The 10,657-nt window shown below is 72.0% G+C and carries 10 protein-coding genes and 1 pseudogene; 4 read left to right on the top strand and 7 right to left on the bottom strand.

Annotated elements, in window-relative coordinates:
• Positions 1 to 101, bottom strand: a pseudogene (locus ACFV6D_RS38015) (TetR/AcrR family transcriptional regulator); the annotation flags it as partial.
• Between the two features lie 9 nt (positions 102 to 110).
• Positions 111 to 1,625 carry an MFS transporter gene (locus ACFV6D_RS38010; RefSeq protein WP_363377255.1) on the bottom strand — a complete coding sequence of 505 codons (1,515 nt, stop codon included), beginning with the start codon at positions 1,623 to 1,625 and terminating at the stop codon, positions 111 to 113.
• A gap of 87 nt (positions 1,626 to 1,712) precedes the next feature.
• Here ACFV6D_RS38010 and ACFV6D_RS38005 point away from each other — a divergent pair, with 87 nt between their 5' ends.
• Positions 1,713 to 2,144, top strand: a complete 432-nt coding sequence (locus ACFV6D_RS38005; RefSeq protein WP_380345360.1) for a MarR family winged helix-turn-helix transcriptional regulator — start codon at positions 1,713 to 1,715, stop codon at positions 2,142 to 2,144.
• Between the two features lie 110 nt (positions 2,145 to 2,254).
• On the opposite strand, the gene ACFV6D_RS38000 is transcribed toward ACFV6D_RS38005, so the two are convergent.
• From ACFV6D_RS38000 to ACFV6D_RS37980, 5 genes are all read right to left on the bottom strand, one after another.
• Complete coding sequence (locus tag ACFV6D_RS38000; protein ID WP_063350135.1) at positions 2,255 to 3,202, bottom strand: M56 family metallopeptidase; 948 nt, start codon at positions 3,200 to 3,202, stop codon at positions 2,255 to 2,257.
• A gap of 140 nt (positions 3,203 to 3,342) precedes the next feature.
• Positions 3,343 to 3,909 carry a DUF5134 domain-containing protein gene (locus tag ACFV6D_RS37995; RefSeq protein ID WP_380563279.1) on the bottom strand — a complete coding sequence of 189 codons (567 nt, stop codon included), beginning with the start codon at positions 3,907 to 3,909 and terminating at the stop codon, positions 3,343 to 3,345.
• A 322-nt stretch (positions 3,910 to 4,231) separates the two neighbouring features.
• Positions 4,232 to 4,987: an amino acid ABC transporter ATP-binding protein gene (locus ACFV6D_RS37990; protein WP_063350137.1), complete on the bottom strand. Its 756-nt coding sequence runs from the start codon at positions 4,985 to 4,987 to the stop codon at positions 4,232 to 4,234.
• Positions 4,984 to 5,805 carry an amino acid ABC transporter permease gene (locus tag ACFV6D_RS37985; protein ID WP_244293715.1) on the bottom strand — a complete coding sequence of 274 codons (822 nt, stop codon included), beginning with the start codon at positions 5,803 to 5,805 and terminating at the stop codon, positions 4,984 to 4,986. The genes ACFV6D_RS37990 and ACFV6D_RS37985 overlap by 4 nt, the downstream gene beginning before the upstream one ends.
• Before the next feature lie 161 nt (positions 5,806 to 5,966).
• Positions 5,967 to 6,860, bottom strand: coding sequence for an ABC transporter substrate-binding protein (locus tag ACFV6D_RS37980; RefSeq protein ID WP_063350138.1), 894 nt, complete (start codon positions 6,858 to 6,860; stop codon positions 5,967 to 5,969).
• Positions 6,861 to 7,350: 490 nt separating this feature from the next.
• Here ACFV6D_RS37980 and ACFV6D_RS37975 point away from each other — a divergent pair, with 490 nt between their 5' ends.
• Genes ACFV6D_RS37975 through ACFV6D_RS37965 form a run of 3 tightly spaced genes read left to right on the top strand, consistent with a single transcriptional unit; the run spans position 7,351 to position 10,579 of the window.
• Positions 7,351 to 8,751, top strand: a complete 1,401-nt coding sequence (locus tag ACFV6D_RS37975; RefSeq protein WP_380563277.1) for a DUF6421 family protein — start codon at positions 7,351 to 7,353, stop codon at positions 8,749 to 8,751.
• Entirely contained in the window at positions 8,748 to 9,506 is a 759-nt protein-coding gene (locus ACFV6D_RS37970) for an SDR family NAD(P)-dependent oxidoreductase (protein ID WP_107452964.1), read from the top strand. Before ACFV6D_RS37975 ends, ACFV6D_RS37970 begins: the two co-directional genes overlap by 4 nt.
• On the top strand, positions 9,503 to 10,579 hold the full coding sequence (locus tag ACFV6D_RS37965) for a low specificity L-threonine aldolase (protein WP_063350140.1): 1,077 nt from the start codon (positions 9,503 to 9,505) through the stop codon (positions 10,577 to 10,579). The genes ACFV6D_RS37970 and ACFV6D_RS37965 overlap by 4 nt, the downstream gene beginning before the upstream one ends.
• Positions 10,580 to 10,657 lie beyond the last annotated feature (78 nt).

Here is a 10,657-nt window from a genome sequence, read left to right as displayed (position 1 = left end):
AGCGACTGGTGCATCATCCGGTGCGTCGCGGACTGCATCAGCAGCCGTTTCCCGTCGAAGTAGTACGAGAGCAGGCCGCGCGCGAGCCCGGCCCGGGCGGCGGTCGACGGTCAGCGGTTGGTCAGGACTTCGGTCCGCGCCGCGCTCGACCCGACCGAGGGGTAATCGTAGTCCGGCACCGGCGCGGGAGCCGACTTCCGCCGCCGGTCGACCAGGGCGCCCACCGCGGCGATCAGCAGGCCGAACAGCGCGACCGCCGCGACGAACACCAGGGCCGGCCGGTAGCCGTCCAGCTGCGCCTGCGGGCTGTCACCGCCGGCACTGCCGGCGGTGATCATCGCGGTCGCGCCGGCCAGGACCACCGCGGTGCCGACCTGGATCGCGGTGTTGACCAGGCCGGAGGCCAGGCCCTGCTCGTCGTCGCCCACGCCGTCGGTGGCGGCGATGTTCACCGAGGGGAAGGCCAGCGCGAAGCCCACGCCGAGCAGCAGCATCGAGGGCAGGACCAGACCCACGTACGAGCTGTGCTCGTCCAGCCGCAGGAACAGCGCGAACGCGCCGACCAGGGCCAGCAGGCCGATCGGCAGCAGCCGGCCGGTGCCGAAGCGGTCCACGATCGGGCCCATGAACGGTGCCGAGAGCGCGATGAAGGCGCCGGCCGGCAGCAGCCCGAGGGCCATCTGCAGCGCCGACCAGCCCAGCAGGTGCTGCAGGTAGAGGGTGACGACGAACTGGAACCCGCCGTACGCGCCGGCCATGGCGAAGGCGATCACGTTGGCCCGGGCGACCGAGCCGTTGCGGAAGATGCCGAGCCGGACCAGTGGGTGGGCGGTGCGGCTCTCCACCAGCAGGAAGGCGGCGGCCAGTGCGGCGACCACGACCAGCGAGCCGACGGTGCGCAGGCTCAGCCAGCCGGCGCCCTGCGCCTCGGTGGCGGTGAACACCAGCAGCAGCACGGTCGCGGTGCCGGTGATCGCGCCCAGCACGTCATAGCCGCCCTTGGCGCGCTCCTCGGCGGGGCGGGGGAGCAGCCGGACCGCGAAGAACAGGGCGAGCAGCGCGACCGGGACGGGCATCAGGAACGTCCAGCGCCAGCCGACCGAGGTGAGCAGCCCGCTGAGCACCAGGCCGAGCGAGAAGCCGCTGGCGCCGCAGGTGGTGTAGATCGACAGCGCCCGGTTGCGGGCGGGGCCCTCGGCGAAGGTCGTGGTGATGATCGACAGGCCGGCCGGGGCGGTGAAGGCGGCGCTGACGCCCTTGAGGAAGCGGGCGGCGATCAGCAGCCCGCCGTCGTCGACCAGGCCGCCGAGCAGCGAGGCGGCGGCGAAGACGCCCAGGGCGACCAGGAAGACCCGGCGGCGGCCGAGCAGGTCGGCGGCGCGGCCGCCGAGCAGCAGCAGGCCGCCGTAGCCGAGCACGTAGCCGGAGACCACCCATTGCAGGGCGGAGGTGGAGAGGTGCAGCTCGGAGCCGATGGACGGGAGGGCGACGCCGACCATGGAGACGTCCAGGGCGTCCAGGAACATGGCGGCGCAGAGCACGATCAGGGTGCCCCAGAGGCGGGGTGTCCAGCTCAGCCCGCTGGTTGACGGGGCGTCGGGTGACGTGGCGGTCGCGGTGGTCATGGGGAGGACAGTACATGCGTGTGCATTCAATGCAAATGAATAAGATGTGAACACATAATTTTACGGCGCACATGCTAGGGTGGCACCGTGGCTGATCTCGACTCCCCGGCGGAGGCCGGTCTCGTTGCGCAATGGCGCGACCTGCTGGCCCGGCATGCCGCCACGGCCTGCATGCTCGATCGCGAGCTGGGTGACAAGTGCGGGCTGGGCGTGAGCGAGTTCGAGGTGCTGGAGCGCCTGGTGGAGGGGTGCCAGGGCGGCGGCCATGCGCTGCGGGCGCAGGAGCTGGCCCACACCGTCCACCTCAGCCAGAGTGCGCTGTCCCGGGTGATCGCCCGCCTGGAGAAGGGTGGGCTGGTCACCCGGGCGATGTGCGAGAGTGACCGGCGGGCCATCGTGATCACCCTGACCGGGACCGGTCGGGAGCGGTACGAGCAGGCCAGGCCGCTCCATCGTGAGGTGCTCGAACTGACCCTCGGCGCCCCGCTCGGGCCGTTGGACGAGTCGCCGACAAGCTGACCTGCCGGCAAGCCGTCCCGCCGGCAAACTGTCCCTTCGACAACCTGACTCGGCGTCAATTTGGTGGGCCTGCGGCCGGATTGCACCTTTCCGGAGGGGTGATCCCCTTTTCAGAGGAGCGAGGTCAGCCCCGGCGCGACGGCCAGCAGGACGGCTGCGGCGGGTGCGGCGAGGGCGACGACGGTGAGCCGCAGCCGGTGCGGGACGGACAGTCGCGGGCGGCCCGCGAGCAGCCGGTCCACTCGTCGCGGGGACTGCGCCAGACCGGGCGGGCAGGAGCCGAACACCCCGCGGTCCAGGTTGAGTTCGGCCAGTGCGAGGGCAGTGGTGTGCCGGCCGTGCCGGCGCGCGGCCCGGTCGTCGGCCGCCAGCTCCACCAGCTCCTCCACCTGGGCCCGGAAGGCGCTGAACACGCCGACCCCGGGGAAGCCGGAGGCGAGCGCCTGGGCGCACTGCTGGAGCCAGTGGTGCCGGGCCCGGACGTGCCCGCGCTCGTGGCTCAGGACAGCGGCCAACTCCCGGTCGGTCAGCTGCTGGAGGGCGCCGGTGGTGACCACCAGACGGGAGTCCGGGCCGGGCAGCGACCACGCCTCCGGGCGGATGTTCTCCAACACCACCAGCCGCTCCCGGCGGCTGCGGGCGGCCGCGATGGCCTCCGGCAATTCCGGTGCCCGGACCGTCAGTTGAGCATGCCGGTGGTCGCGGAGCGCCTTCGCGGAACGGACCTCGCGGGTGAGCGCCAGCACCGTCTGCAGGCCGCCCGCCGCCAGCACCGCGGCGCACAGCCGGCCCCAGCCCTCGGCGTCCTGGAGGCCGTACGCGGCCTCGACGCCGTGCGGGGCGCCCGAGAACACCAGGGCGCGCAGTTCGGGCAGCGCGGCGGAGGCGGCCAGCAGCAGGCCCAGGACGCAGCACAGCAGCACGGCCACCACCAGGCACTGCCATGCCAGCAGCGCCAGCACCGGTTCGCGCTCCGCCCAGCGGGCCCGGGCCAGCAGCCGGGGCGCGACGGTCGAGAGCAGCAGTCCGAGCAGCAGCAGGCCGATCAGGGCAGTCATCGCATGGGCTCCCCGAGTACGCACGGAACGCGACAACGCGCTCCCTGCCAACCTATGCGCTGATGACCTCCGGAGGAACGGCTTTCGACCGGCCAGTGACCAACGCCACGTCAGGGATGGGGTCTTGGATCGATCGGGGCTCACATGGTCAGGAGCATGGCGAACATGCCGATGCCCATGGTGAGTCGGCAGGCCCGGGGCAGCCCGGCGGTGCCGAGTGCCAGGGTCCCGGAGGGGGTGTGCAGGAGCCGGGTGCCGGCCCACAGGGAGTAGGTGCCGAAGTAGAGCAGGAGGGAGCCGGTCAGCAGCGGCGTGCCCGCGTCGGCGGCGTGGTGGTGATGGCCGGGGGTGGCGGTCATCGCGAGCGCCATGTACGTCATGGCGAGCGCGCCGATCGCGTGGTGCAGCCGGTGTGCCCGGCGGGCGGGGGCGCGTACGGCGGCGAGCAGGAAGGCGGCGGCGGGGAGGCCGAACACCCAGGCCCAGACAGTGGCCGGGACAGCGCCGCCGGTCACGGCCATGGCGGCCATGCCGAGCCCCATCAGGGCCTCGGCGGCGTCGGACTCCCGGGCGAGCAGGCGCCGGGCGCCGAAGTGGTGAGTGGTGCCGGCGGCGCAGGGGGAGTGGCGCAGCCGGGTGAGGCAGTAGGCCCCGGCGGTGGCGGTGAGGAGCGCGAGCAGCCAGCTGATCAGCGAGGGTCCGTGCAACGGCGGCCTCCCGGGGCGGCGGGGGCGGGCGGCCGGCGGCGGTGTGGCGGGGGCGGCGAACAGATGACAGATGACAGATGTCAGCGAACAGATAACGGATAACAGATAACGTCATCTGTTATCTGTTCGCCGGCATCTGTCTCCCGCCCCTGCTCTTCGCCTGCGGCCCGCCACACCATCGCCCGCCGACCGCGGTCTGGACGGTCGTCCTGTCCACGATCACCGCTGTGGCCGGGGCGCGGGCAGGGCGCGCACCGGGGCGCACAGTGGTGCTCCCCGGTGTGCGGCCACCGGGCACACGCTCCGCCGCCCCGGCCGGCGCTCAGCCCGCGAGCCGCCCCGAGGCGACGACCCGGCTGAGGAACCGTCGCGTCCGCTCCTCCCGCGGATCGCCGAACACCTGCTCCGGCGGCCCCTGTTCGAGCACCACCCCGTCGTCCAGGAAGCAGACCTGGTCGGCCACCTCGCGCGCGAACCCCATCTCATGGGTGGACAGGACCATCGTCATCCCCTGCTCCTTGAGGTCGCGCACCACCGAGAGCACCTCCCCGACCAGGACCGGGTCGAGCGCCGCGGTGATCTCGTCGAGCAGCAGCAGCCGGGGCCCGGTGGCCAGCGCCCGCACGATGGCGACGCGCTGCTGCTGTCCGCCGGAGAGCCGGTCCGGGTACTCCTTCGCCTTGGCCGCCAGCCCGAGCCGGTCGAGCAGTCCCAGCGCCTCCGCCTCCGCCTCGGCCCGCCCCCGTCCGTGCACCCGGCGCGGGGCGAGCGTGATGTTCTCCAGCACGGTCAGGTGCGGGAACAGGTTGTAGGACTGGAACACCACGCCGATCCGGCGACGGACGGCGTCCTGGTCCGCGCGCGGGTCGGTGATCTCCTCCCCGTCCAGGAAGACCGCCCCGTCGTCGATCCCCTCCAGCAGGTTGACGCACCGCATCAGCGTGGACTTGCCGGAGCCGGACGCCCCGATCAGCGCCGTCACCGAGTGTTCGGGCACGGCGAACCCCACGTCGCGCAGCACCACCTGGCCGCCGAAGGTCTTGCGCACGGACTCCAGCCGGAGCACGTCCCCGCTCACACCGCACCTCCCTGGAACTGCCGACGGTTCGTCCGGGCGGTCAGCCAGTCGGCGAACCGCGTCAGCGGAATGGTCAGCACGATGAACACCAGCCCCGCCACCAGGTACGGCGTGAAGTTGAACGACCGGGCCGCGATGATCTTGGCCGCGTACACCGCGTCGATCGCCCCGCCGATCGAGACCAGCCCGGTGTCCTTCTGCAGGCTGACCAGGTTGTTCAGCAGCGGCGGCACCACCCGCCGCACGGCCTGCGGGAGCACCACGTACCGCATCGCCTGCGCGTTGGTGAGCCCGAGCGACCGGGCCGCGGCCCGCTGGCTGGGGTGCACCGACTCGATGCCGGAGCGGAAGACCTCCGACACGTAGGCGGAGTACGTCAGCACCAGCGCCGCCCCGCCGAGCACCAGCGGATCGGTGGTCACCCCGCTGAGCCGCAGCGCCGGCACCCCGGTGATCATCACCAGCAGGCAGATGATCATCGGCAGCCCGAGGAAGAAGTCCACGTATGCGGTGGCCAGCAGCCGCACCGGGAGGAACACCGGCCCGCGCAGCGTCCGCAGCACCGCGAGCAGCAGGCCGAACACCAGGATCAGCGCGCCGCAGCCGAGCATCAGTTCCAGGTTGAGCCGCAGCCCCGTCAGCACCTCGGGCAGCGCCTGGCGGGCGTAGTCGGCGTTGAAGAAGGTCTTCCGAGTCACCTCCCAGCCGGGGGAGTTGACGACCAGCAGGTAGAGCGCGACCGCCATCGCCAGGGTCGACCCGGCGGCCGTCAGCGCCGACCGGCGGGCCCGGCCGCGCCGGTACGCCTCGTGTGCCAGCCGTCGTTCGGAGGGGCGGTAGCCGTCGTCGTCCCCCTTGCCCCCGCCGCCGTCGCGGCCCCTCCCGTCGCGACCCTTCCCGTCGAGGTCATCCCCGTCGAGGCTCTTCCCGCCCCGGCCCGTGGCGACCGACGCCGGGCCGGCCGCCACCGCGTCGCCGCTCACTTGAGCACCGGTGCCGAGACGGCGTCGGAGAGCCACTGCTTCTCCAGCTTCGCGAGCGTGCCGTCGGAGCGCAGCGCGTCCACCGCCTGCGACACGCAGCCGGTCAGCTTCGAGCCCTTGTCCAGCACCAGACCGAACTGCTCGCTCTTCGACGCCCCCTCGAACTGGCCGACCACCTGCGCCTCGGGCACCTCGGCGCCGGTGATGTAGAAGGCCGTCGGCAGGTCCACCACGAGCGCCTCGACCTGGCCGTTCTTCAGCGCGGCCTTCGCGAGGTCGTTGGAGTCGAACACGGCCGGCTGGACGCTCGGCTTGATGGTGTTGGTGATGGTGTCCAGGCTGGTGGTGCCGACCTGCGCGCCCAGCTTGGCGCCCTTCAGGTCGGCGATGCTCTTCGCGCCCGCCGCCTTGGAGTTCTTCAACGCGATGACGGCCTGGCGCACGTCGTAGTAGCCGGAGGAGAAGTCGACGGCCTGCTTGCGCTCGTCACTGATGGACACCTGGTTGATGTCGAAGTCGAAGTCCTTGGCCCCCGGCGAGGTGGCCTTGCCGAACGGCGCGACCACCCAGCTGACCTTCTCCTTGGGGTAGCCCAGCTTCTCCGCCACCGCGAAGGCCACGGCGGACTCGAACCCCTTGCCGTTCTCCGGCTTGTCCTCGGTGAACCACGGGTCGTAGGCGGGCTTGTCGGTGCCGACGGTCAGCGTCCCCGCCGTCCGGGTCGCCAGCGCTCCCGGCGCGCAGCCCGCGGCGCTACCGGCCGCACCCGAGGAGCCCGAGGCGGCGGCCCCGTCGGACTTGGCGTCCTGCGGCGCGCACGCGGTCAGCGCGGCGGCCGCGGCGAGCAGCGCGGCGAGGGGCAGAGCGGCGGACGGCTTGCGGATGGTCATGGCAGGGCTCCAGTGAGGAAGGGCAGGGCGGGACAGGGGAGGCGACGGGGCGGGCCGGGGCCGGCCGCGGGCCCGGCGGGTCACTTCCCCCCGGTGGCGGCGCCGGAACACACACGGCATGGTCGGCGTACGGGCCCGCGTCCGCGGTGCCCTCCGAGCCGGATCAGCGACAGCGGCGGCAGAGGCCGCGCACGCGACAGCAGGCGTGACAACGAGAGGGCACCCGGAACAGGCCGATGTGGCACTCGGTCACCGTGATCACCGCCGGGAGCATGGCGGGAGGTTCGCATTCCGACGGTGCATCTGTCCAGAACATCCAGATCCCTGTCCACATGGCGGACGCCCGGCCGGCGGGCCCGCGCCCCGGGGCCCCGCCCGGGCCTCGGCGGAGCCACGCCGGAGCTTTGTCGGTCGCGACCCCCTTGAACAGGAGAACCTTTCGTACTTATGGTGTCTCCGTTGAAATAACTCCTGTCGAAGTGAGTCCCCGATGCAGAATCTTTCGCCAAGGCTCGCTGCGGCGGCCGAGGCCCCGGTCTCGACCCTCGCCGGCCACCCGGCCTGGCTGCACCTGAAGGAGGCCGTCGAGACGCTGCGCCCGCTGCAGTCCAAGGACGGCTCGATCGACCTGTCCGCCGTCCAGCGGCACACCGTCGACCCGCTGGTGGCCACCGTCCGCGGCGCCGTCGAGGAGCTCGCCCCGCTGTTCCCGCACGACGCCGCCTACCTGGCCGCCGTCGACGCGGACCTGGCCAAGTGGGCCGACACCGGCTACCGGGAGCCCGACTTCCTGGACTCGCTGCTCGCCTTCCACCCCGCCGACCAGCGCGAGGACGGCCTGGAGCACCTCGTCGTCTTCCCGATGTACACGCAGAACGGCAACCCGGACCGCAACCTGGAAGCCGTCCTGCTGAGCGTCGTGTGGCCCGACTGGCTGGCCGAGCTGGAGCGGACCCGCTTCGACAACCCGATGTTCGTGCCGATCACCTTCACCGACTTCACGGCCGGCTACGACACCAACTCCGCCGTCCTCTTCCCCGAGACGGTCGCCGTGCGCAAGGCGCCGGAACGTTTCACCTGGGGCGGCATCTTCTGCGACCGCGAGGCCGCCCGCTTCCGCGCCGTCACCACCAGCGCCGTCCAGCAGCTCGGCCTGGAGATCCCGGCCGACGCCGAGGGCCTGCTCAAGGACCAGGACCGCGCGCAGGAGACCTTCGTCCTGTGGGACCTCGTCCACGACCGCACCCACAGCCACGGCGACCTGCCGTTCGACCCCTTCATGATCAAGCAGCGCAGCCCGTTCTGGATGTACGGCCTGGAAGAGCTCCGCTGCGACCTCACCACCTTCAAGGAGGCGGTGAAACTGGAGGCCGAGGGCAACGCGCACGCCCGCGACGTCCAGTACGCGGTCCTCTTCGACCGCCTGTTCCGCTTCCCGGTCAGCGGCGACCGCGTCCGCAACTACGACGGCATGGGCGGCCAGCTGCTCTTCGCCTACCTGCACAAGCACGACGCGCTGCGCTGGCGCGACAACCGCCTCAGCATCGACTGGGACCGGGCCCCGCAGGTCACCAACGCGCTCTGCGCCGAGATCGAGACCCTCTACCGCGACGGCATCGACCGGCCCAAGCCGGCCCACTGGATCGCCGCCTACGAGCTGGTCTCCCGCTACCTCACCCCGCACCCCGCCTCCACCTGGGCGAAGGGCTCCGACGCGCTGCCGCTCGACATCACCGACGGCAAGGCCCTCAACAAGGCGCTGTGCGACGCGGTGCTCCCGGACGAGTTCCCGCTGAGCATGTTCTACGAGGCCCTGTCCAAGAAGCTCGGCGGCGTCATCGCCGCCACCGCCGGCATCACCGGCACCGGTATCCAGGGAGCCGCCGCGTGACCACGACCACCAAGTCCCCGCTGGCCGGCAAGGTCATCGCCGTCGCCGGAGCCAGCGGCCCGGCCGGCCAGGCGGTGCTGCGCCGCCTCACCGCCGACGGCGCCACCGTGATCGGTGCCGACATCGACGCCCAGCGCCTCGACTCCGCGCTGGACGCCACCCGCATCGCCGTGCGCGGGGCCAAGGTCAGCGGACAGGTGATCGACCTGCTCGACCCGCAGGAGGTCCACGACTGGGCCGACCACCTGGAGGCCGAGCACGGCCACGTCGACGGTCTGTTCCACCTGGTCGGCGGCTGGCGCGGCAGCAAGACCTTCTTCGACACCCGCCTGGACGACTGGGACTTCCTGCACGACACCGTCGTGCGCACCCTCCAGCACACCTCGCTGGCCTTCCAGCCCGCCCTGGTCCGCAGCTCCGCCGGCCGCTACGCGATGATCTCCGCCGCCGCGGCCCACAAGCCCACCGCCGGCGGCGCCGCCTACGCGGCCGCCAAGGCCGCCACGGAGGCCTGGACCCTCGCCATGGCCGACTCCTTCAAGAAGGAGACCACCGCCCCCGACGGCGAGCCCACCGCGGCGGCTGCCATCCTGGTCATCAAGGCGCTGGTCAGCCCCGAAATGCGGGCCGAGAAGCCGGAGGCGAAGTTCGCCGGCTTCACCGACACCGCCGACCTCGCCGGACACCTGGCGGGCCTCTGGGACCGCCCCGCAGCAGAACTGAACGGACAGCACCTGTGGCTGACAGCCCGATGACCGACCTCACCCGTACGGACGCGGTTCGGCGGCACGACCCCGCCGTCCGCGGCTTCGCCAGCGACAACTACGCCGGCGTGCACCCGGAGATCCTCGCCGCGATAGCCCTCGCCAACGGCGGCCACCAGATCGCCTACGGCGAGGACGACTACACGGCCCACCTCCAGGACGTCTTCCGCCGACACTTCGGCGACAAGGCCGAGGCCTACCCCGTCTTCAACGGCACCGGCGCCAACGTGGTCGCCCTCCAGGCGCTGCTCCCGCGCTGGGGCGCCGTGGTCGCCGCCGAATCCGCCCACATCAACGTGGACGAGGGCGGCGCCCCGGAGAAGATGGGCGGCATCAAGCTGCTCACCGTCCCCACCCCGGACGGCAAGCTCACCCCCGAGCTGCTCGACAAGCAGGCCTGGGGCTTCGGTGACGAGCACCGAGCGCAGCCGCTCGCGGTCTCCATCACCCAGAGCACCGAGCTCGGCACCCTCTACACCGCCGACGAGATCCGCGCGATCACCGAGCACGCCCACCAGCTCGGCATGCTCGTCCACGTCGACGGCTCCCGCCTGGCCAACGCCGCCGCGGCGCTCGGCCTGCCGCTGCGCGCCTTCACCACGGACGTGGGCGTCGACGTGCTGTCCTTCGGCGGCACGAAGAACGGCCTGCTGCTCGGCGAGGTCGTGGTGGTGCTCAACCCCGAGCGGGTGCGGAACATCAAGTTCCTGCGCAAGACCTCGATGCAGCTCGCCTCGAAGATGCGCTTCCTCTCCGTCCAGTTCGAGGCGCTGCTCTCCGGCGACCTCTATCTGCGCAATGCCGGGCACGCCAATGCGATGGCCAGCCGGCTGGAGGCGGCCGTCCGCGGGATCGACGGCGTCGAGATCGTGCGCCCGGTCCAGGCGAACGCGGTGTTCGCGATCCTCCCGCGCGAGGTGAGCGAGCGGCTGCAGAAGCACTACCGCTTCTACTTCTGGAACGAGCACACCGGCGAGGTGCGCTGGATGTGTTCGTACGACACCACGGAGGCCGACATCGACGGCTTCGTGGCGGCCATCGTCGAGGAGATGGGCCGCGTCTGACGACGCCTGAACATCGGATCGCCCCTGCCCGGGACCCCGGGCGGGGGCGATTTGCATGTGGCGGGCCTGTCCCCGTAC

The organism is Kitasatospora sp. NPDC059812 (assembly GCF_042732075.1).
Lineage (GTDB): Bacteria > Actinomycetota > Actinomycetes > Streptomycetales > Streptomycetaceae > Kitasatospora.
The sequence above is the reverse complement of the archived record's forward strand: the minus strand, read 5'-3'. Positions and strand labels throughout refer to the sequence as shown.

Bases quoted from the DNA above. Each gene is read 5' to 3' on its own strand.
- ACFV6D_RS38010 (WP_363377255.1), bottom strand. From the start codon at position 1,625: ATGACCACCGCGACCGCCACGTCACCCGACGCCCCGTCAACCAGCGGG.
- ACFV6D_RS38000 (WP_063350135.1), bottom strand. From the start codon at position 3,202: ATGACTGCCCTGATCGGCCTGCTGCTGCTCGGACTGCTGCTCTCGACC.
- ACFV6D_RS37980 (WP_063350138.1), bottom strand. From the start codon at position 6,860: ATGACCATCCGCAAGCCGTCCGCCGCTCTGCCCCTCGCCGCGCTGCTC.
- ACFV6D_RS37975 (WP_380563277.1), top strand. From the start codon at position 7,351: ATGCAGAATCTTTCGCCAAGGCTCGCTGCGGCGGCCGAGGCCCCGGTC.
- ACFV6D_RS37965 (WP_063350140.1), top strand. From the start codon at position 9,503: ATGACCGACCTCACCCGTACGGACGCGGTTCGGCGGCACGACCCCGCC.